Below are 19,432 nucleotides of genomic sequence, written 5' to 3' on the forward strand. Positions count from 1 at the left end.
CTCACCCTTTCATTTGGTTTTCGGCCAAGGTATTTTCAAAGGCCCGGGTATTTTCCCCACATTTAGTCACCACTGGGTCCAATAAATCAGCGGCCTCGCCTTGATAAATTTCCACTAAAACCTCGTCCTGCGAGTAATCCTTTGCTGGATTCAAGGGATGTGGTGTATTGGACAGGATCAGCAACACTGGTGCATCGGTTCGCAGGATCACTTCTTTGTCTAATGTGTTTTCTGGTTGATAGGTCAGCTGACCACCATCAGAGGCAGTAACTTTAGAGAATAAATTGACGACCGAAGCGAGATCACAGCGGCCTAATCCGCGACGAAACAGCTCAATTGAAAAATTATCGTAGCTGTTGCGGGTACGCTGATTGCGTTCCCTTTGATAAGTCGACTCGCCATATTGCGCTTGAATTTTCCGATGAAGGGTATGACCGCAAACCGTATCGTGCCAGCCAAAGGTATCTTTTACCATGCTTAACAGCATTTTCCCGTTGTCGCTCATTAGCAAATCATTTTCACTCAGATAAAAGGTATGCTGCGCCTTTAAAGAATCCGGCATATTATATTTTTCCTCGGGGTGTTCACCGTGATAGGCACCTAAAACTAAGTTGCAGTCTTCGCCCTTGGCGGTTAATCGAACCAGCATCCCCGCTCCGATATACTCCGACCATTTTTCTCCCAGTAATAATCGCTTCGTATAAACTAAATTCATTGATTATTCCCCCTTCCAGATCAACACATCAATCGGTGTTGGATTGTAATCATTGCATGGATTATTCAGCTGCGGACAGTTGCTGATTAGGACAATAACATCTTCCAAAGCCTCCAGCTCTACATAGAAGCCTGGACCAGAAACACCATCCTTAAAATCCAAGTTACCTGCTGGATCCACTGGCACATTCATAAAGAAATTAATATTAGGAGCCAGGTCTCGTTTAGTAAATGAATAACTCCCAGGATATCGACTCATTTGCAGCATAAAGGTATCGCGGCAGGCATGCATATGCACCTTCTCCCGTTGGTAACGAACAGTATTACTCTGACAAGAGCAGGCTCCACCGATGGTATCGTGCTGACCACAGGTATCGGCGGTGATTTTCAACATTTCTCGACCCGATTCACTCATCAAAACGGTATCAGTACTTAAATACAAGCTCCCCTGCTCCTGAATCGTCATGGTTGCACTGTAATGATCTGCTGGATCATCTGCTAAAAAGAATAAGGTATCGGCCGCCTGGTTTCCCGCCTGGTCAACAATCCGCAGCGTGTCCCCCTTTTTGATTTCTTTCATAAAGCCGTCACCGGCTAAGACTTCTTGTTGATAGTCAGAATTTTCTGACTTTTTATCACTGAATGTTGGTACAAACGCCATCTTCATTCCTCCTGGTCTTTAACTGTGTATGATCTGATCGATTCGTTTTTTGACTTCAATAAATTCAGGTTCATCCTTCAAGCCCAAACCTCGCTGATATGGCAGATAAATAGGGATGGTTTGCTTGACTTCGCCTGGTCCGGCACTCATCACCACGACCCGCTGTCCTAAAAAGGCAGCCTCTTCAATATCGTGGGTAATAAATAAAATAGTCGGCCGTTCTACTTCCCAGATTTCCCGCATCAACAGCTGCATATTGCTTTTAGTCTCTGGGTCCAAGGCGCCAAAGGGTTCGTCCATTAACAAGATTTCCGGACTGTTCGCCAGCGACCGAGCAATCGCAACCCGCTGCTTCATGCCCCCCGACAATTCCTTTGGTAGACTTTTGCGAAATTTTTCCAACCCAATGACTTCAATGTAACGATCAACAATTTCATTGATTTCGTTCTTGGGCTTTTTGCTGATCTTCAATCCAAAGGCTATGTTTTCCTCTACGGTTAGCCATGGAAACAGTGAATAGCCTTGGAACACCATCCCACGATCTGAACCTGGTCCTACCAGCTCTTGATCATTTAGTACAATTCGGCCAGAGCTGATATCCTCTAAGCCACCCAAAATCCGCAATAACGTTGATTTCCCGCAGCCGGATGGTCCTACAACACACAGAAATTCATTGTCCAATATTTCTAAATCAATATCACGTAAAGCAACTACATCACTTTTTTTCGTGGAATAGATTTTATTTACTTGTTCAAAGGATATTTTACTGTTGGCTATTTTTGCCTCTAAGCCCATCTCACCTGTGATTACTGCCATTTTCCAACCTCCTACTCTTCTACCCAGCGGAACAATTGTTTATTTAATAAGCCAAACAGTCGATCCGTGATTAAACCTAAGATCCCGATGACTAAAATCCCCATAAAAATGGACGATGTATCTAAAAAGCGTTGCGCCTTTAATATGTTGTAGCCCAAGCCTGAATTGGCAGCTACCAGCTCGGCCACTACTAAGTAGGTCCAGGCCCAGCCCATAATCATTCGCAAGCTTTCCATCAGCTTCGGCAGCATCGCCGGTAAAATCACTTTGAAAATTACCGTGGTCGACTTGCCCCCTAAAGTGTAGGCAGCATTGATTAAATTCGACGGCACACTTTTGACATTGTCTGCCACCATCGGAATCAGCTGGAATAAAATCCCCAGCAAAATCACTGCTACCTTCGCATTTTCCCCAATGCCTCCCCAAACCATAATTAAGGGTACAAAAGCCGGCACTGGCAAGTAACGGAAAAATTCCGTTAAGGGCAAAACGAAGGCTTCGATTTTCGAAAAGGAGCCAACCAATACGCCCAAAGGAACTCCAATCACAATCGCCAACAAGAATCCCTTCATAATTCGGGAAAAACTGATCCAGGTGTCCGCCGCCAACGAGCCATCCTTCACACCATTGATAAATGCTTCAATCACAGCTGCTGGTGTTGGTAAAAAAATGGGGCTGACCATGCCGCTGGTACTAACCAGCTGCCACAGTCCCAACACTAAAATAAACGCAACTGCTGCAATCAAGGAATACTTCTGCTTGGAGATCCCTTTTCTCAATCTAATTTTCGTTCCGGTTCTCGGTATCACCCGCATATCCATAGCACTGCCTCCTTGTTAAACCTATCGGTATTCATTTTTCTATGAAAAATGAGTTTGATTTTAACGCCGCATTCCATTCTACTAGCTTATTCGTAGTTCATTTTGTTCATCATTTACGATTTCTCTCGAACTTTTGTTTACTGCTAAAAGTAGAACTGGCATCCTTGTTAAACCTATCAGTATTCATTTTTCTATGAAAAATGAGTTTGATTTTAACGCCGCATTCCATTCTACTAGCTTACTCGTAGTTCATTTTGTTCGTCATTTACGATTTCTCTCGAACTTTTGTTTACTGCCAAAAGTAAACTAACTCTGTACCTAAGGTGATAAATTCTGCAAATTTATCTTTATTGTCGTACGTGTACCATCCAACTAAACAGTTCCATTATTGATTGATTTAATCAGCGAGTTATCTTTTAACCCAATAAAACTGGAAAAAGTTGGACTGGCAACTGCATCCTTGTTAAACCTCTTAGTATTTATTCAGCTTGAGTATCCGGTACTGTCAAATCTGGATTTTCTTCATACAGCTTGTCAATATAAGTAGAATCAAAAATACTTTCTGGGTCTGTTAGTTCTTTGGACACCATGCCTTGATCCAATAGGAATTTAGCAGTTTTTTCTGCTGTATATGGTAAGTAACTATAGTCCTTAGCAGCTTCATTGAAGGCCGCCTGATTGTCAGCGATTGAGAACAGCCGAGCACCTTTCATGGCAGTCGCCATTTCTTCATTACTAATATCAGCCTGCTTCGCCATAAACTCTATCGCTTCATCCGGGTTCTCCGCATAGGATTGCATTCCATCGAAGTAGGCATTGACAATTTTTTGAACGTCTCCCGAGCGCTTGTCTAACAGCTTGCCGCTAACCATCAGCGTATCAGGGATCAAACCCGGTGTTTCGGAGGAATCAAACAATAGATTAGTATCTCCTTCTGAAGCCGCATAGCTTAGTGAAGGCTCCCACAGGCTCGCCGCATCCACTTGACCCGAAATCACTGCCGGTCCAGCATTTTCGACCGTCATATTAGTTAAATCAATATCTTTTTCAGTTAAGCCTACCGTTTCTAAAGCATTCAATAGAAAGAAATGTTCAATCGTACCAATTTCGGTAGCTACGGTTTTCCCTTTCAAATCTTTAAGAGAGGCAATCTCTGATTGAGCAACAATCCCATCAGCTCCAGCTGAATTGTCGTTAACCAATACGACCTTGAAATCTACGTTGCTTAATGCAGGTGAAATCGTGTCACTTAGTGCTGCACACACTGCATCAATCTGTCCACTGTTAAAGGCTTGAAGCGAATCACTGTAGGTATTGAACCAAACTAATTCTACATCTACTTCATTTTCCTCAAAGGCACCAAAGCCCTGCACTGCATACCAGGTATACCATCCTGGAAAGGCACTAACGCCAATCTTAATAGTCTCGTCAGAAGAATTGCTATCGCTGGAACTTTCGGCTGCACCGCCCGCATTGCCGCCGCAGCCGGTAAGCAGCAGTACCAACAAACACATCATTGTCAAAAAGCTGATTAATTTTTTCATACCTTTTCCACTCCTCATTTTTTATGCCAATGCTTCGATCCCGGTTTCATTGGTTCGAATACGAATTGCTTCATCTAAAGGGGTAATAAAAATCTTCCCGTCCCCTTTGTTTCCCGTTTGATTCACCCTCAAAATCGTTTCTACCAAACGATCAACATTTTTCTCTTCAATATAGATTTCGATGATTCGTTTGCTAACGAAAGGACATCTAATGGTAGAATTCCTAACATCCGACTTATTTACAGCATAGTTTTGCTGCTCTTTGCCTCGCCCAAGTACACGATAGGTGTTCAAGGAAAAGAAATTTTGCTCCAGCAAAGCCGCCTTTGTCTCATAATATTTGTTGTCGCGAATAATCGCTGTGACTAATTTCATAGCTCCACCTCCTATAATGCTTCTACGCCGCTGCTGACGGTCACTGCTTTTTCCACTGGTAAAACAAAGATTTTGCCATCGCCAAACGATCCTTCCGCTCCCGAGCGGCAAACCTTTTGAATGATATCAATGACTTGTTTCTCATCCGTTCTTTCTACAACAATCACAATTGTTTCTTTCGGAATTTCATCATAATAAACAGTTCCCAGCTTCAAGCCTCGCTGCTTTCCCCGGCCTAACACACTATAACGAGTAGCTGAAACAAATCCTGCTGCCGCCAATTGGTTTAACACCTCATCGGCTTTTTCTGGTCGAACAACGGCTTTAATCATTTTCATACTTCTTCCATCCCTTCTAAGTAAAAAAAACGCACTGATGGACCTCTCGCACCCAGAGGCCTACCAGTGCTAAGCAATTTCCATTTGAACTATTAACCCCGGCAGGTGAATAATTCTGGATATTTTTCATTATCATATAGAATATTCAGAGAGTTTTCAATAGTTAATGTTATATTTTCTGACACGAAAGAAAATTATTTTAAAAATCCAGACAACTCGCGTCAGATCTTCTAACATTTACTGCACGCAGAAACGAAAGATACGCAAAAAAACTGTTCAGCTCTTCAACTGAACAGTTTTCTCTCTATTAAACGAGCTTGCCCTTCCAAGCAGAAGTCCCACCTAAAACATTCACTACTCGGTAACCTTTCCTACTTAAAAATTCACAAGCCATTTCAGAACGTGCGCCTGATTGGCAAATCACCTGGTATTCTTTGGCTGCATCCAGCTGCTGAAAACTTTCGTTAAGCGTACTTAAAGGCAGATTGACAGCCTCTGGAACATGCCCCATCTGATATTCATGCACTTCGCGAACATCGATGATCGGCTGCTGACTGTGGTAAAATTCATCCATTGTAATCGTTCTATACATAGTCCAGTTCCTCCGGTAAAACCGTCTTATACAGAGCAAAAGCACCGTCCAGATTTTGCACCTTGAATCCATTTTGCACCAAAATTCTTTCGGCTACATAACTGCGCAAACCGCTGTGACAGCTGACAATATACTCTTGACTCGGATCTAGTTCGCCAATTCGTCCCCGCAATTGATTCAACGGAATATTCATAGACTGCTTGAAACGTCCATTACTTAATTCCGCTTCATTCCGTACATCCAGCAATATTTTCCCACTGGCCAATTCTTGCTTCAACTCATGCCATTGAATGGAATGACTCAAGCCTTCTGCTAAATTCATCGCTGCATAGCCTAGCATGTTTACCGGGTCCTTGGCCGAACCAAAAGGCGGTGCATAGGTAAATTCCAATTCTGGCAGATCAAAAATGGTTAACCCGCCCTTGATCGCTGTCGCCAAAATATCAATCCGTTTGTCTACTCCTTTAGCACCTACACCCTGCGCACCATAAATATCACCAGTTGTGGCATTAAAAACCAGTTTCAAGCTGACGTCTGTCGCACCAGGATAATATCCCGCATGGTCTTTGCCTATTACATGTACAACGGATACATCCAAACCTGCCAGCTTGGCTGTCCGTTCACTTAAGCCCGTCGAAGCTGCCGACAAATCAAACATTCGGACAATTGCTGTACCGATACTGCCTTTATTCTTTCGGTTAAGACCGGCAATAGCGTCCGCTGCTTGGCGACCCTGACGATTAGCGGGTGATGCCAAGGAAATCAATGCATCCTCGCCAGTGATTTGCTGCTTCACTACGATGGCATCTCCAACAGCATAAACATCCGGCTCGTTGGTTTGATAGTTTTCATTCACAACGATGCCGCCGCGTAACCCTAATTCCAAACCAGCCTGCTCAGCCAAGGTATTTTCCGGCTGCACACCTACTGATAAAATCGTTAAATCCGAAGTCAGCTCTGTGCCATCCTCCAAAACGACTTTTTTCCCTTGAGATTCAAAGGCCACAGCTGATTGAGAAGTGATCACCTTTACTCCTTGCTTTAATAATTCATTTTGCACAGCAGCAGCCATTTCTTCATCCAACGGCGGCAAAACATGCGGCGCCTTTTCAACAATGGTTACCTTTAGGCCTCGTTTGCTCAAATTTTCCGCCATTTCTAAACCTATAAAACCAGCCCCGATCACTACAGCTTCCTTCGCCTGATCTGTAACGGCTGCCATGATCCGATCCAAATCCGGTAAATTACGCAAACTAAAAACATTTTCCGCTTGATCCATTCCTTTAATTGCTGGAATAAACGGCTTGGCTCCCGGTGACAGAATCAGCTTATCGTAACTCTCCTCCGATACCGCACCCTCATGCAGCACCTTCACTTTGTGCTCTTGGGGAATAATCTCAATTACTTCATGCATCGGCCAAACATCTAAATTAAAACGCGCCTTTAAAGCTTCAGGTGTTTGAACCAGCAACTGATCTCTTTCCGCAATTTCTCCAGACACATAATATGGCAGACCGCAGTTAGCGAAAGAAACAAACGGCCCTTTCTCGAACACGACAATTTCAGCATCCTCCATCAACCGACGTAAACGCGTAGCTGCTGACATTCCGCCAGCTACCCCACCGACAACGACAATTTTCATCTTATTTTCCTCCTCTGACTTTTCCGTTCCATTGGGCCATTCCCCCACGGACGTTTATTGCATCATACCCTTTTTTACTTAACGCTTTCGCTGCTTTTTTGCTGCGCATTCCCGATTGACAAATGACATACACTGGCTTCCCTTTACCATTGTAGGTATCAATTTTATTTAATGATATATTCACTGCTTTTGCAATATGCCCCGACCGGTATTCGGCTGGTGAACGGACATCCAAAAGTTCAATATCTTCAGCCAAGAGCTCTGAAAGCTCCGTTGTTGAAACAGTTGATACCCCTTTTAAAAATCCAAACATATACTTCTCTCCCGTCTTAAAATACCTTATGGGGTATATTAAAAAGCATTAGAACAGGATTGTCAACTATGTTAGCTTATTTGAACCAAACATTTTACTTGAACCACAAATACCTCCCGTGGTATATTTTGTTCAAAGGAAAGAAAAGAAGGTGTCCCATGGAAGAGGAACAAAAGAAAATTACCAATCGGTTACGACGTGCCGAAGGTCAAATTCGCGGAGTTCAGAAAATGATCGAAGAGGAAAAGGAATGCATCGATGTCATTACCCAGCTAAGCGCCATCCGTTCCAGCATCGACCGCGTAATGGGCATGATTGTTGCCGACAACCTCAAACATTGTTTAGAAAATCCCAGTGACAACCCAACTGAACAGGCCGAAAAAATGGAACAGGCTATCAATATGATCATAAAAAAATAAGCGTAACTGCCTTTTTTGTAAAAGGCGGTTACGCTTTTGCGGTAAATTCAAATTTTGCCAATCTTAAACCCATTCCGCTTGTTTTCCAGTTTTTTAACGAAGCCGCTTTTTCAGGATCACGGGTTTTCTTTTTACTATAAGCGTGTTCCCAGTACTTACCATTTTTACTGAAGCCCAGCATTTCCAAGACAATCGCCAATTCTTTTTCAGCTGATGTGGTCAAATCAATATCCTGCGTACTGTAGCCACCCTATGTGTAAAAATCCACTGATAAACCGCCAGTAACGATCAACTCGGTCCCCGCCAGCTGTTTTAAATAATCACTAATTATCGCTGCCATTCGCAGATTTCGCAGACGAGTATTGGCAAGCTTCTCTTCATTCGATTCCGTTTCCTGTTGCCGGTACATATCATCAATGATTTGCTGATAACGCTTTAACATGCTTCACTCCTCCCTCTTCTCCATGATACAAAACTTTCTCCCTAACAACAGAAATACAAACAAAAAAGAGAGAACCTAAATTCTCTCTTCTCAACAACTAATCACCGCCTGCAGCGATTTTAGCTCGATTATAAATAGGGGTTTTCGTTTTTAAGTCACCTAAATCAGCAATATCTTCACCTTTAGAGTGGAAGCTGTTCGTAATTCCTAACGCTTGGAAAATGGCTTGTTTATAGGCAATTTCAGCATTCCATTCAACTGTATCAAGAATCGACAATGCTTTATGCATCGCCATCATACCTGTTTCACCAGTAGCGTTAATCAGCACCCCGTGACTGTCCAAAAGCAGCATATGAGGAACTGGCAAATCATTTTCCCGAATATACGTACTAGTAATTTCTGCCAAATCTTCAGAACAATTCGGCGCAAACTTCATAACCGGAACCGGACCAACTTTTTGTGTCGCTTCAGTCAGGTTAGGCATAGGCAAACCGCTAGTAGCCCAGAACATAGCATTCGGTGCATGAGAATGCAGCACTGCCTTGATTTTCGGATTGGTATTGTAAACCGCTTGATGCATATTGATTTCTCGGGTAAGGCTGCCTACACCACTGATGACTTCTCTTGTTTCAGGGTCTACTACTAAAATTTGCGCTGCGGATAGCTCTCCTAAATAAGCTTCTGACATCATGGTTGGTGTCATGATAATGTACTCTTTACCTGTTTCGTCTGCTGCTAAGAAAGAGAAATTTCCTCCTGCAACGTTGGTGTTTTTTCTTGTAAAAATAAGTCGCACGATCTTTGCTAAATCTTCTCTTTCTCTTTCAAATAACATTCTTCCATCCGACATGTCTATTTCCTCCAATTATTTCTTTTTAAATAGCTCTCCAGAATTTAGCACTTCTTTAGCAGCTTCACGAACCACTAAAGAATCCGCAAGCTTTTGTTTACGCTTCTCTTCGTATTCGCCGAACAAAACCGGACTGCCAAATTTATAAATGACCAACGCTAAACCAATCACTACAAAATTTAAGGCAATTTGCTGAGTTGCCATCGCCGTAAGGAAAAGACTTACCGCTAAAAACAAGAGCAAATACCATTTCACTTTTCCTTTATCACTTTGCTTCATCACTAGTCTCTCCTTACAACTTTTTTATTTTGCTGTGGTTTCTACTTTTAAATTTTTTTCTTTTGTTCCTTGTTCATAACGTTTACTTGGTACTTCTACCTTGTTCATGTATTTATACAATAGAACAAACAATCCCATAAAAATGACTACTCCAGCAATCGCTGCCGGATTCAAATTGAAAGCTTCGGCAAAGAAAATCCGAAATTCCGGTCCTTCAATTGAAGACCAAGTAATCGATTGACCTTGCTTAAAGCCTTCAACAGCACCTGTTTGTTCAGCAAGTCCTGAAAGAATCGGTGCAAGATAAGTCGCTGCATACAAGTAAATCGGTAGAGAAATTACGCCGAGAACCAGCATACGAGCCAAGTTCCCACCAGTTAACAACAAACCGCCAACTGCAATAGCATAATTAATGATCCCAGCTAATGGTAATACTTCATTACCTGGCAACACAATCGCATAACCGATAAATACCGGCACCAACAGAATCGCTGTAACCCAGATTTCAGAACGACCTGCTAAAATTGGCCAGTCTAATCCAATGTACACTTCACGATCTTTAAATTTGCGTTTCATAAATTCTGACATTGCATCAGCCAATGGTGACAATGATTGCATGAACATTTTTGAAATCATTGGGAAAAGAGCCATTGCTGTAGCAACTTGAATCGCTAAATTCAAGGAACCGGATACGCCATAAGCCGCTGCTAGTCCTAAGCCTAGACCGATAATAAAGCCCATCACTGAATTTTCAGAGAAAATACCCAATTTGGATTTCAACGCATTAGTATCTGAGCGCTTGTTGAAAAACGGAATTTTGTCCATCAACATATTAAACGGCAGCAGCAGTACAGCTGAAGAAGTCATAAAGTGGGTCACCGTTACCAATGGAATACCAGTTAAATCTTGAATGTGACGCTGGAACATATCGCCTAGTTTCAGCTCTAACACCACTTGAATAATCGCTGTCACAAAGCCAGCAATCAAACTACCGGAAACATAATAAACCAAATAAGCTGTAAGTGCTTTGCCCCAAACATTCCACATATCAACATTTAAGGTTTTGGTTAGGTTCAATACCAATAGTAAAAAGTTCACGCCGATTGTGACTGCGAAAAAGACAAAGGCGTATGTCCATGACCAAGTAATACTGGCTGCACCGGTCCACCCTAAGTCAAGCGCAGGTAAACTAATACCAGTATTTTTTGCCAAAGCTTCTGAAGCAGGACTAACCGCATTGGACATAAAGCCGATTACCATCGACATCCCGGTAAACGCAATTCCTAATGTGACTGCTGACATGAAAGCTTTCTTTAATTTCATTCCAGCAAGAAGGCCTAATAATAGAATAATTAGTGGAACAAAAATAGCTGATCCCAACCCTAAAATGTAATTAATAATCTCTTGAAATATCTCCACTTTTTTAACCCTCGCTTCCCTATTTTTATTGTACTAACGCTAAAATATCACTATAAATTTCATCGGCACCCATGCCAGTTAAAAATGGAATTCCTGGGAAAACCTTCACTCCTAGTTCTTCTGCTTTTGCTAAAACATCTGCATCTGGTTGAGCAATATACACATAAATGCCGGCTGAAGGCAGCTCATTTAGAATGGATTTGTAATCGACAGCTTCTACTGGATAATCCACGCCATCTTCTTCAAATTTACTAGCGATTTTACTTGCAATTGTTTGACTTGTTGCTACTCCACTACCGCATGCTACGATTAATTTTCTGTTCATTTCTTTTTCCTCCTAATGGTTTTAAATATTTTCTACAAACAACTGATAAACAGCATTTGCTTCTTCCGCTTCTCGATACGCTTGGACAAATGATTCATCCATAAACAAATTCATAAATGCTTGCAGTAAGCCAACCTGGTTCTTTCCATCACTGATTCCCAAAAAGAATAAATCTTTCACCTGCATCTCCTGACTATCACCCATTTGGCGGCAGCCGACTTGATTTTTCAAGCGACAAACAAAAACAAATGGCTTTTCTACAAATTCAGGATCAGAATGTGGTAACCCGATATTTAAATGTTGGGTTATTAACCCTGTTGGAAAACGCTGCTCACGCTGGGTTATCCCATCAAAATACCCGTCATTCACCATTCCTGCTTCCTTAAGCTTCGCTGCAACAACCTCAAAGGCCTCTTCTTCTGAAGCAGCTTCTACCTCTAAATCAATCAACTTCGGATCAAACATCTCTTTGTAGTCCATTGGATACCTCCTATTTCTGTTTCTCTCTGTCAAAGTTTGTTAATTTGATGTTCAACTATGTTACGTTTTGTTTTACATACACATCATATAATGATGAAGACTCGTTGTCAACGGTTTCTTTTAACAAAGTCGAACAAAATATTTCTGTTTGTCCCTTGAAAAACTAGTTGTAAGGCTATATAATGAACTAGAACACTCATATAAAACAAACTTTAACAATATAGAACAAAAAAAGGAGGGAATTGGTTAATGCTTAAACAAGAGCGACAAACAAAGCTTTTAGACTTGGTTCAACAGCATACGTATCTTTCTATTGTAGAGATAGCTTCACGCTTAAACGTTTCAGAAATGACGATTCGGCGCGACATAACCGAACTAGCCCAGCAAAAAAAGCTGACTAAGCTATACGGTGGCGCACAAAAATTAGATATTCTTGATAAAGAATTATCTACTGGCGAAAAAATCGATACGAACGTCACGCAAAAGAAGTATATAGGAAAGATTATCAACAGCTTAATTAAAGATAATTCGATTATTTTTATTGGAGCAGGCACAACCTTGTATTATGCGTTGCCGGAAATCCAGCGAAAAAATCTATTTGTCATTACCAACAGTTTAATTGCCTTTACTTATTTGAAAGAGCACACCGATTATCGCATTATACTAACCGGTGGTGAATTTTCGCATACTACTGAGGAATTTGTGGGAGAAGTGGCTGTCCGGTCCTTTGATAACTTAAACATCGATATTGCTTTTGCAGCAACGAATGGCATTTTCGATGACAATGTCACCACAGCTCAATTTGACGAAGGTGCTGTACAAAATGCCGCTTTCGAAAAGGCCAAAGTAACCTGTATCGTTGCAGACAGCTCGAAATTAGGGGTGTCTGATGTCTATACCTTCACTCGTCTTAGCGAGCATGATTATTTAGTGACAGACAACGAAATTTCTGAAGAATTAGCGGCTCATTATAGTCAGTACACTACAATTTTGAAGGAGGAGCTCCAATGATTGTCACAATAACTATGAACCCTTCTATGGATTTTGCCTATTTCATTGATCACTTTACTTTAGGTGGCATGAACCGATTCCAAACGCCAACGAAATCAGTTGGCGGAAAAGGGGTAAACGCTGGGCGAACAGCGGCAATGTCTGGTTCGAAGGTTTTATTAACTGGATTTTTGGGAGGAGATTTTGGGACCCTCGTGAATAAATACTTGCAGCAGGAAAACCTCTTTGAATTAGACATGCTGCAGGCTGATGGCGAAACCCGGAACGCGATTACCATCATGCACGACGACAATACTCACACAGAAATTGTCGAAAGTGGACCAAAAATATCTGACAACGAAGCGTTTCAGCTATTAGAAAAGGTTGTTCACCGAAATGAGCAAGAGCCGGTAGATCTCATTTGCATTTCTGGATCAGTCAACTCTGACAATCAGCAATTGTACTTAGAAATGTTGACTTATATTAGAGAAAAAATTGGTAAACACATTCCGGTATTCATGGATGTTTCAGGAGAGCAGTTGAAAGCACTGCTTAAAAGCACGTCCTATAAGCCCAACTTCATTAAACCAAATGTTCATGAACTGGGCGAAATACTGAATAAGAACATTTTAACTAAGGAGCAAGCTCGCAGAGAACTAAACCATCCTTATTTTGAAGGCATTGACTACATTATGATCTCTTGCGGCAGCGAAGGGGCTTTGTGCAAAGCGAAAGACAGCTTCTACGATATAACCATTCCCAAAATCAACATCACGAACACCACTGGATCAGGTGATGCTTCTGTTGGCGGCTTTGCCCATGCCATTGAAAAGAACTATAAACTAGAAGAAGCCCTGAAATATTCGATGGCTTGCGGCATGTCAAATGCCCAGCATGGCGAAGTCGGAGTAATTGATGTGGATCATGTGAAACAATTTGTACAGGATATTCAAGTTCAAGCGATCTAACCGTTAAGATTAAGACAAACTATTATTTAACCACTATTTACAAAAATCTGGAAACTACAACCTGCAGAGTTAGCACAAAATATAGTCGACTTGCATTTTGTGCAAAAAAAAACGGACCTTAACGATCCGAAATTTTCGAGTTAAAACGGGAAGAGCTCCCCGTTTTTAGTTATTCTGATTATCCGTCCGGTTATCCTTTAATGAACTGAACTATCCACACAGCTTCAGAGTTGGTAAAAGGACTTTACGAAGTCAGCAGTTTGAAGTACTTAGAGCACCACGTTTTGTATCCGCATTCAGTTATGAGTCAAGAACATCCATGCCTCACTTCTAAGCCTTTACAACCTCTTGCGCTTTTTCAATCAACTTATTTGGCGACTTCACCGCTACCTCTGTAGGCACTTGAATCACCCGTTTGCCATCAAAGCGTTCCCGACCGGAAATTTTTACATCTATCGCTAGTATCACAATATCTGCCTGATCAATTTCTTCCTGTGTCAATTCATTTTCGATACCAATTGTCCCTTGGGTTTCTACCTTCATAGTAAAGCCAGCTTTTTTCGCAGCGTTTTCCAGTTTTTCTTGCGCAATATACGTATGGGCAATCCCTACTGTACATGCAGCAACTCCAACAATTTTCATTCGTGTTTCCTCCTAATCAGTTGGTTAAATGCTTCTGGCTCTTCGGCTAACAACAGCTCGGCTAAATATTCCTCATCTGCTAAGGTACGAGTAAGCTGACTGATAGCTACTTTGACCGCCTGTTCCTCCTGCTTCTTCAAAATAATGGCAATTGCCAATTTTACGGGTCCGGTTTGTTCACCCCAATCGATTTCCTGACGAAATTTAAGAAACAGAACCTGACTTTTCAGCACCGCTTCACTTTCCAAATGAGGCAAGACAATGTTTTCAGCAATCAATGTGCTGCCCACCGTTTCACGGTTTTGCAACAGGTTATACAGCTCTTCTTTTTTAGCTGGATTGGCTTGTTCTGCAATTAATTGAAATACTTCCGCCTTGCTAGTCAACGAACTATCAAAAAAGATCTGGATTAACTTATCGTTCATCATAAATCTCCTCTATCTTCTTTTGCAGCCGGTTTTGATCGTCAGAGGTAAACATGGCGCTCACCAGTAAAAAGTGAAACGGCAGCGCTTCTTTTAGTTGGATTGTTGACAAAATCAAATCAACATCGGGATATTTTTTCAAAAATTCCTTCGAATCCCGCGAAGCAATTACATCAACAATTTCCAACTCCGGAAACTTCTTCTCTACCTTTACCTTCAACAGCTCCGAAGTTCCTAAACCAGTGGTACACATAATCACTGTGCGAATCGGCAGCTGATTGGTCTCAATAATACGGGCAAAATACAAAGTGATAAAGCCATTCTCGTCTTCGTTAATCGGTGCCAATTTAAATTCGCGGCAAACCTCCTCAGAAACCGCTGTAACAAAGGTAAATATTTCATCATAAGTCATTTTAATCTGATTCAACAGGCTGTTTTTCACACGAATTTGATGAGCTAACCGATTCAGCATTGGCTTGATATGATTGGCTAAATCCAGGAAAATCGATTCCCCTTTGATGGGGATATTCAACCGTTGACTCATGCCGTCCAAGTACGCCTGAGTGATCGCCGCTACCTCTGGCGAAAATTTGGTCACTTTACTGATGGCACGCTGAGCTCGTGAAGAAGTCAGGTATTGATACAAATAGTAGACTTCCATCTCTGGCAGCGGATCATGCAAATAATTTTCCACGTTAGCGATGGCAGCCTTGGCCACCTGATAAAGCAGCTGGTCCTGCTGTAGCTCACTTTCTTCCTTAGCGGTTAAATGATTCAGCTCAGCAGTCGGAATTTTCCCTACCTTGCGCAGCCGGCTGATCAGAATATATAAATGAGAAAAAATATTTACGTTATATGGATAAGGAATATCAATCTCCAGCTGTTTTTCAATGATCTTGATTTGATCCAAGATAAACAGCACGTCATAGTGATTAAAATTCAGTTCTTGATCATTTTTCAACTCATTAATGTCTACAATATCATGCATTTGAATCAAGTCGGCAATTGCTCGACGAATATCAGATTCCTTGCCCTTCACAGCTAAGGTCCGCTGCTTGCGTTCCAAGATTAGTCCATAGGTTTGCAGGCGTTCTGCAATCAGCTGCTCATCACTAAAAATCACTGAGTCTCCTACATAATATTCTTCAAACAGGTCATAGACATTTTTCGCGTGAGGTGAAGAAAGCAATAGCTCTTCGGTCACACGGTTGCGCCGTTCAGTTGGCGAATACTGGCTTCTTTGGCTAGGCTGAGCTGTTTGCTGACTGATGTATTTTTCATAATTTAGCTTGTAGCCCCGCCCCTTCTCAGACGTAATTAAATCCCCTGCAGCATGCTCATCGTTAATCTTTTTGATTAAACGATAAATCGTTTTTTGAGACAAACCCAAAAACTCAGCCAATTCATCTGAGGTGACATAATCCTGTCGTTTTGATAGAAGCAGCAACAGCCGTTGTTGGCGATCCTCTTTTGAGCCCATGACTATCCCCTCCTTAGGTAATTTTATCATACCTGATAAACGAGAAAACGCTTCACTCGTTTTTGACCGTTGCAACGGACAAAAATTCAAAAATGTCCCTTAATTATAACTAACGGACAAAAAAAGGAAAGCCTGCACCTAGCGTTCCTTCTCACTCATTACTTTCTTTTATCACAGCAATATCTGCCTTTTCCATGGCTAGCTCCTTGCGTAAACGCATCGCCATCACTAAAGCAATCACCGCTGAAAGTACATCCGCCACTGGCTGAGCAAACACTATTCCATCTAAACCAAGGAAAATTGGCAACAGCAAAATTACTGGAATAAAACAAATCCCCTGGCGACAAGCGCCTAAAATGAAGCCCTCCTGCGCTTTTCCTAAAGCTAGAAACAATGAAGAATAAACTGTATAGAACCCAAACAACAAGAAGGAAAAGCCATTAGCTCGCAACGCCTGCTCTCCAATTTGAATCAGCTGATGATCCTCATTGGTAAATTGACTAATAATCCCTCCCGGAAATAAAATTATCACTAGACTGAAGAGAGCACAAAAGACGGTTGACCAAAGAAGTGAGATTTTAATTGCCTCCTGCAGTCGTCCATATTTCTTCGCACCATAGCTGTAGCCGGCAATCGGCTGGAATCCTTTGATAAACCCAAAAATCATCATGCTGCCTAAGGAAACAATTCTAGTTACTGCTCCCATTCCAGCAATCACCGAGTCCCCATATCCACGGGCTTCCATATTAATCAAAGAAATTGAAAGGCTGGTTAGCACTTGGAAGATTAACGTAGGAACACCAATCTTTAAAATTTCTGACATATTTTCCTTGGAGCAGCGACACGAACGTGGGCTGAAGGTGAACACACTTTTCTTCCGAAGAATGTAAATTAAATAGACACAACTGGAAACAATTTGCGAAATAGCTGTCGCGATCGCAGCTCCTGCTACTCCCAACCCCAGGGTATAAATAAAAAATGGATCCAGCAAAATATTCAGAAACGCCCCAATCAACAAAGCCCCCATGGTCGTTTTAGCCGCACCTTCACTGGTCACAATATTGTTCATAGTGACATTGAACACATTAAAAATCGAAAATCCTACATAGATGCTCGTGTAGCTTAAGGCATAAGGCAAAATGCTTTCTGTCGCCCCAAGAAACATTAACAACGGTCGTAAGAAAATCACTACTATAACAATTACAACTGCTCCCAGCATCACACTGCTATAAAGGGCTGTACTCGCTACCTGATCCGCCTTCTCCTTGTCACCATTACCCAGCAAACGAGAAATGTACGAAGCTGCCCCATTCCCAAACAACAGACCCAAACCTACGACCACTTGCCCTAATGGAAAGGCCACCGAAATAGCTCCCATCTGACTGCTTCCCAAACCACCAACAAAATATGCGTCCACAATATTGTACAACGCATTGATCATCATTCCTATCATGGTGGGAATCCCCATTGCCAACAAGGCTTTGGGTACAGGGACGCTTGCTAACAGTTCCATCTTTTTATTCATTTTACACACTCCTCACTATTGACACCGCAACAAAACAACTTTACTATAAATTATAGCAACGAGAAAACATTACTATAATTTATAGTAAATGTCAAACAGCTCAAAGGAGGATTTTATGGCCACTATCGATTTAATTGTCCTAGGCATGGTCAAACAGCAACCCTTAAGTGCCTATGATATTCAGAAGCTAGTAGAATACCGCAACATTTCCCGCTGGGTAAAAATTAGTACGCCATCAATTTATAAAAAAGTCATTCAACTGGAAAACAAAGGCTATATCAAAAGCACTTTGGTTAAGGAAGGCAACAAAGCTGAAAAAGCGATTTATGGCTTAACCGATGCTGGTCAGACCGAATTTCAGCGACTAATGCAGGAAATTTCTCAGCAGCCGATCCACATCTTTCTAGATTTCAATGCTGTCATGGTTAATCTAGCCAGCCTAGCTCCAAACGAGCAAAGGCAATGTATCGCCAATATTGAAGAAAATATTGTTAATCTAAAGAATTACCTAGCCGAAAACCAGGCCGCCAAAGAACACAGCGCCGAAATTCCTGAAACCGGGTTAGCCGTTTTGCAGCAGCAGATTATCCTAGCTGAAGCTATCGAAAAGTGGTTGCATAGTGTGAAGGAAGGTTTGGAAGGTTAATGACTATGTTCAACTCTAAAAGAGGAGACAAGAATCTAAATTGATCCTTGTCTCCTCCTAAAAAGCCTACTCATAACTATTCGTATCAAGCTCACTAACAGCCGTTTCAAATTCCGCCTGACATGGTAGTACCTTTTTCTCTTTTTCCGGAAACGTTGCCTCGTATTCTGCAAAGACTGATTCATCGGGATACATAGCTTCAGAAAAATGGACTGTGCCGCTAATCCCGTCTAAAGCACCTTCATACAAAGGAAGTACCATAATGCCAGTGTAGAACTTCCCGTCAGGCATCGCAATATTGTATTTTTTCGAACCTACAAACCCATAAGGATGATAATGATACGTGAAGCCACCTATAATAATCGCCTTATATCCAAGCTTTTTCGCCTCATTAATCGAATGTTCAATCAGCTTCCGTCCAAAGCCTTGACGATGATACTCCGGCAAAATACTGACCGGGCCAAACGATATTAAAGGATGTTCAACGCCTGTTGAATCAACAACCTTAGCTTTTGTGTAGATAATACTCCCAATAATTTTCCCGTTTAGCTCGATCACAAAAGACAATTCAGGTAGATAATCGGGATGTTTCCTAATACTGTGCGCAATAAAATGCTCCATCGCTCCAGGAATATACAAATTCCAGAAGGCTTCCCGAGTAATTTCCTCTACAATCCGATAATCCTTTTTCTCTTCCTTGTGAATAATAATCTTCATCCATTAACC

26 protein-coding genes are annotated in these 19,432 nt (G+C 41.7%); 4 read left to right on the forward strand and 22 right to left on the reverse strand.

The window, feature by feature from the left end:
- Position 1: 1 nt before the first annotated feature.
- The 10 genes from I588_RS18650 to I588_RS18695 form a co-directional block, all read right to left on the reverse strand.
- Positions 2-715 (reverse strand): urea amidolyase associated protein UAAP1, encoded by a 714-nt coding sequence (locus tag I588_RS18650; protein ID WP_010758412.1) that lies wholly within the window; start codon positions 713-715, stop codon positions 2-4.
- 3 nt (positions 716-718) lie between these two features.
- Positions 719-1,375 (reverse strand): urea amidolyase associated protein UAAP2, encoded by a 657-nt coding sequence (locus I588_RS18655; protein ID WP_010758413.1) that lies wholly within the window; start codon positions 1,373-1,375, stop codon positions 719-721.
- A gap of 18 nt (positions 1,376-1,393) precedes the next feature.
- The gene (locus I588_RS18660) at positions 1,394-2,191 is read right to left on the reverse strand and encodes an ABC transporter ATP-binding protein (protein ID WP_010758414.1); all 798 of its coding nucleotides are present in this window, start codon (positions 2,189-2,191) and stop codon (positions 1,394-1,396) included.
- An 11-nt stretch (positions 2,192-2,202) separates the two neighbouring features.
- On the reverse strand, positions 2,203-3,012 hold the full coding sequence (locus tag I588_RS18665; RefSeq protein ID WP_010758415.1) for an ABC transporter permease: 810 nt from the start codon (positions 3,010-3,012) through the stop codon (positions 2,203-2,205).
- 479 nt (positions 3,013-3,491) lie between these two features.
- Positions 3,492-4,556: an ABC transporter substrate-binding protein gene (locus I588_RS18670; RefSeq protein ID WP_010758416.1), complete on the reverse strand. Its 1,065-nt coding sequence runs from the start codon at positions 4,554-4,556 to the stop codon at positions 3,492-3,494.
- Between the two features lie 21 nt (positions 4,557-4,577).
- Positions 4,578-4,931, reverse strand: coding sequence for a P-II family nitrogen regulator (locus I588_RS18675; RefSeq protein ID WP_010758417.1), 354 nt, complete (start codon positions 4,929-4,931; stop codon positions 4,578-4,580).
- 11 nt (positions 4,932-4,942) lie between these two features.
- Positions 4,943-5,269 carry a P-II family nitrogen regulator gene (locus tag I588_RS18680; RefSeq protein ID WP_010758418.1) on the reverse strand — a complete coding sequence of 109 codons (327 nt, stop codon included), beginning with the start codon at positions 5,267-5,269 and terminating at the stop codon, positions 4,943-4,945.
- Between the two features lie 307 nt (positions 5,270-5,576).
- Positions 5,577-5,861 carry a rhodanese-like domain-containing protein gene (locus tag I588_RS18685; protein ID WP_010758419.1) on the reverse strand — a complete coding sequence of 95 codons (285 nt, stop codon included), beginning with the start codon at positions 5,859-5,861 and terminating at the stop codon, positions 5,577-5,579.
- Positions 5,854-7,503, reverse strand: coding sequence for an FAD-dependent oxidoreductase (locus I588_RS18690; protein WP_010758420.1), 1,650 nt, complete (start codon positions 7,501-7,503; stop codon positions 5,854-5,856). Before I588_RS18690 ends, I588_RS18685 begins: the two co-directional genes overlap by 8 nt.
- 1 nt (position 7,504) lies before the next feature.
- Positions 7,505-7,816, reverse strand: coding sequence for a rhodanese-like domain-containing protein (locus I588_RS18695; protein WP_010758421.1), 312 nt, complete (start codon positions 7,814-7,816; stop codon positions 7,505-7,507).
- A gap of 158 nt (positions 7,817-7,974) precedes the next feature.
- On the opposite strand from I588_RS18695, the gene I588_RS18700 reads away from it, so the two are divergent.
- Positions 7,975-8,235 (forward strand): metal-sensitive transcriptional regulator, encoded by a 261-nt coding sequence (locus tag I588_RS18700; RefSeq protein ID WP_010758422.1) that lies wholly within the window; start codon positions 7,975-7,977, stop codon positions 8,233-8,235.
- Positions 8,236-8,263: 28 nt separating this feature from the next.
- On the opposite strand, the gene I588_RS18705 is transcribed toward I588_RS18700, so the two are convergent.
- From I588_RS18705 to I588_RS18735, 7 genes are all read right to left on the reverse strand, one after another.
- Complete coding sequence (locus tag I588_RS18705) at positions 8,264-8,458, reverse strand: hypothetical protein (protein WP_010758423.1); 195 nt, start codon at positions 8,456-8,458, stop codon at positions 8,264-8,266.
- 27 nt (positions 8,459-8,485) lie between these two features.
- On the reverse strand, positions 8,486-8,677 hold the full coding sequence (locus tag I588_RS18710) for a hypothetical protein (protein ID WP_010758424.1): 192 nt from the start codon (positions 8,675-8,677) through the stop codon (positions 8,486-8,488).
- Between the two features lie 97 nt (positions 8,678-8,774).
- Positions 8,775-9,527, reverse strand: coding sequence for a class II aldolase/adducin family protein (locus tag I588_RS18715; protein WP_010758425.1), 753 nt, complete (start codon positions 9,525-9,527; stop codon positions 8,775-8,777).
- 15 nt (positions 9,528-9,542) lie between these two features.
- On the reverse strand, positions 9,543-9,806 hold the full coding sequence (locus I588_RS18720) for a hypothetical protein (RefSeq protein WP_010758426.1): 264 nt from the start codon (positions 9,804-9,806) through the stop codon (positions 9,543-9,545).
- Positions 9,807-9,830: 24 nt separating this feature from the next.
- Positions 9,831-11,225: a PTS galactitol transporter subunit IIC gene (locus I588_RS18725; RefSeq protein WP_010758427.1), complete on the reverse strand. Its 1,395-nt coding sequence runs from the start codon at positions 11,223-11,225 to the stop codon at positions 9,831-9,833.
- Positions 11,226-11,250: 25 nt separating this feature from the next.
- Entirely contained in the window at positions 11,251-11,550 is a 300-nt protein-coding gene (locus tag I588_RS18730; RefSeq protein WP_010758428.1) for a PTS sugar transporter subunit IIB, read from the reverse strand.
- 21 nt (positions 11,551-11,571) lie between these two features.
- Positions 11,572-12,030 carry a PTS sugar transporter subunit IIA gene (locus I588_RS18735; protein WP_010758429.1) on the reverse strand — a complete coding sequence of 153 codons (459 nt, stop codon included), beginning with the start codon at positions 12,028-12,030 and terminating at the stop codon, positions 11,572-11,574.
- Between the two features lie 249 nt (positions 12,031-12,279).
- On the opposite strand from I588_RS18735, the gene I588_RS18740 reads away from it, so the two are divergent.
- Together I588_RS18740 and I588_RS18745 are read left to right on the forward strand one after the other, a co-directional pair.
- On the forward strand, positions 12,280-13,041 hold the full coding sequence (locus I588_RS18740) for a DeoR/GlpR family DNA-binding transcription regulator (protein WP_010758430.1): 762 nt from the start codon (positions 12,280-12,282) through the stop codon (positions 13,039-13,041).
- Positions 13,038-13,988, forward strand: a complete 951-nt coding sequence (locus tag I588_RS18745; RefSeq protein WP_010758431.1) for a 1-phosphofructokinase family hexose kinase — start codon at positions 13,038-13,040, stop codon at positions 13,986-13,988. Before I588_RS18740 ends, I588_RS18745 begins: the two co-directional genes overlap by 4 nt.
- 330 nt (positions 13,989-14,318) lie before the next feature.
- Here the strand turns inward: I588_RS18745 and I588_RS18750 are convergent, their stop codons facing one another.
- The 4 genes from I588_RS18750 to I588_RS18765 all read right to left on the reverse strand — a co-directional run bounded on the left by I588_RS18750 (position 14,319) and on the right by I588_RS18765 (position 18,060).
- Positions 14,319-14,630, reverse strand: coding sequence for a PTS fructose transporter subunit IIB (locus I588_RS18750; protein WP_010758432.1), 312 nt, complete (start codon positions 14,628-14,630; stop codon positions 14,319-14,321).
- Positions 14,627-15,055, reverse strand: coding sequence for a PTS sugar transporter subunit IIA (locus I588_RS18755; RefSeq protein ID WP_010758433.1), 429 nt, complete (start codon positions 15,053-15,055; stop codon positions 14,627-14,629). Before I588_RS18755 ends, I588_RS18750 begins: the two co-directional genes overlap by 4 nt.
- Positions 15,045-16,535, reverse strand: coding sequence for a BglG family transcription antiterminator (locus I588_RS18760; RefSeq protein ID WP_010758434.1), 1,491 nt, complete (start codon positions 16,533-16,535; stop codon positions 15,045-15,047). Before I588_RS18760 ends, I588_RS18755 begins: the two co-directional genes overlap by 11 nt.
- Before the next feature lie 151 nt (positions 16,536-16,686).
- Positions 16,687-18,060, reverse strand: coding sequence for an MATE family efflux transporter (locus tag I588_RS18765; protein ID WP_010758435.1), 1,374 nt, complete (start codon positions 18,058-18,060; stop codon positions 16,687-16,689).
- Between the two features lie 115 nt (positions 18,061-18,175).
- Between I588_RS18765 and I588_RS18770 the strand changes: the two genes are divergently transcribed.
- Positions 18,176-18,706, forward strand: coding sequence for a PadR family transcriptional regulator (locus I588_RS18770; RefSeq protein ID WP_010758436.1), 531 nt, complete (start codon positions 18,176-18,178; stop codon positions 18,704-18,706).
- 66 nt (positions 18,707-18,772) lie between these two features.
- On the opposite strand, the gene I588_RS18775 is transcribed toward I588_RS18770, so the two are convergent.
- Positions 18,773-19,423, reverse strand: coding sequence for a GNAT family N-acetyltransferase (locus I588_RS18775; RefSeq protein ID WP_010758437.1), 651 nt, complete (start codon positions 19,421-19,423; stop codon positions 18,773-18,775).
- Positions 19,424-19,432 lie beyond the last annotated feature (9 nt).

Origin of the sequence: Enterococcus pallens ATCC BAA-351, assembly GCF_000407485.1 — a bacterium.
GTDB classification, from domain to species: Bacteria; Bacillota; Bacilli; order Lactobacillales; family Enterococcaceae; genus Enterococcus_A; species Enterococcus_A pallens.

Bases quoted from the DNA above. Each gene is read 5' to 3' on its own strand.
- I588_RS18685 (WP_010758419.1), bottom strand. From the start codon at position 5,861: ATGTATAGAACGATTACAATGGATGAATTTTACCACAGTCAGCAGCCG.
- I588_RS18775 (WP_010758437.1), bottom strand. From the start codon at position 19,423: ATGAAGATTATTATTCACAAGGAAGAGAAAAAGGATTATCGGATTGTA.
- I588_RS18670 (WP_010758416.1), bottom strand. From the start codon at position 4,556: ATGAAAAAATTAATCAGCTTTTTGACAATGATGTGTTTGTTGGTACTG.
- I588_RS18730 (WP_010758428.1), bottom strand. From the start codon at position 11,550: ATGAACAGAAAATTAATCGTAGCATGCGGTAGTGGAGTAGCAACAAGT.
- I588_RS18745 (WP_010758431.1), top strand. From the start codon at position 13,038: ATGATTGTCACAATAACTATGAACCCTTCTATGGATTTTGCCTATTTC.
- I588_RS18715 (WP_010758425.1), bottom strand. From the start codon at position 9,527: ATGTCGGATGGAAGAATGTTATTTGAAAGAGAAAGAGAAGATTTAGCA.
- I588_RS18650 (WP_010758412.1), bottom strand. From the start codon at position 715: ATGAATTTAGTTTATACGAAGCGATTATTACTGGGAGAAAAATGGTCG.
- I588_RS18700 (WP_010758422.1), top strand. From the start codon at position 7,975: ATGGAAGAGGAACAAAAGAAAATTACCAATCGGTTACGACGTGCCGAA.
- I588_RS18680 (WP_010758418.1), bottom strand. From the start codon at position 5,269: ATGAAAATGATTAAAGCCGTTGTTCGACCAGAAAAAGCCGATGAGGTG.
- I588_RS18655 (WP_010758413.1), bottom strand. From the start codon at position 1,375: ATGGCGTTTGTACCAACATTCAGTGATAAAAAGTCAGAAAATTCTGAC.
- I588_RS18770 (WP_010758436.1), top strand. From the start codon at position 18,176: ATGGCCACTATCGATTTAATTGTCCTAGGCATGGTCAAACAGCAACCC.
- I588_RS18765 (WP_010758435.1), bottom strand. From the start codon at position 18,060: ATGAATAAAAAGATGGAACTGTTAGCAAGCGTCCCTGTACCCAAAGCC.
- I588_RS18690 (WP_010758420.1), bottom strand. From the start codon at position 7,503: ATGAAAATTGTCGTTGTCGGTGGGGTAGCTGGCGGAATGTCAGCAGCT.
- I588_RS18755 (WP_010758433.1), bottom strand. From the start codon at position 15,055: ATGAACGATAAGTTAATCCAGATCTTTTTTGATAGTTCGTTGACTAGC.
- I588_RS18735 (WP_010758429.1), bottom strand. From the start codon at position 12,030: ATGGACTACAAAGAGATGTTTGATCCGAAGTTGATTGATTTAGAGGTA.
- I588_RS18750 (WP_010758432.1), bottom strand. From the start codon at position 14,630: ATGAAAATTGTTGGAGTTGCTGCATGTACAGTAGGGATTGCCCATACG.
- I588_RS18720 (WP_010758426.1), bottom strand. From the start codon at position 9,806: ATGAAGCAAAGTGATAAAGGAAAAGTGAAATGGTATTTGCTCTTGTTT.
- I588_RS18710 (WP_010758424.1), bottom strand. From the start codon at position 8,677: ATGTTAAAGCGTTATCAGCAAATCATTGATGATATGTACCGGCAACAG.
- I588_RS18695 (WP_010758421.1), bottom strand. From the start codon at position 7,816: ATGTTTGGATTTTTAAAAGGGGTATCAACTGTTTCAACAACGGAGCTT.
- I588_RS18760 (WP_010758434.1), bottom strand. From the start codon at position 16,535: ATGGGCTCAAAAGAGGATCGCCAACAACGGCTGTTGCTGCTTCTATCA.
- I588_RS18740 (WP_010758430.1), top strand. From the start codon at position 12,280: ATGCTTAAACAAGAGCGACAAACAAAGCTTTTAGACTTGGTTCAACAG.
- I588_RS18665 (WP_010758415.1), bottom strand. From the start codon at position 3,012: ATGGATATGCGGGTGATACCGAGAACCGGAACGAAAATTAGATTGAGA.
- I588_RS18675 (WP_010758417.1), bottom strand. From the start codon at position 4,931: ATGAAATTAGTCACAGCGATTATTCGCGACAACAAATATTATGAGACA.
- I588_RS18660 (WP_010758414.1), bottom strand. From the start codon at position 2,191: ATGGCAGTAATCACAGGTGAGATGGGCTTAGAGGCAAAAATAGCCAAC.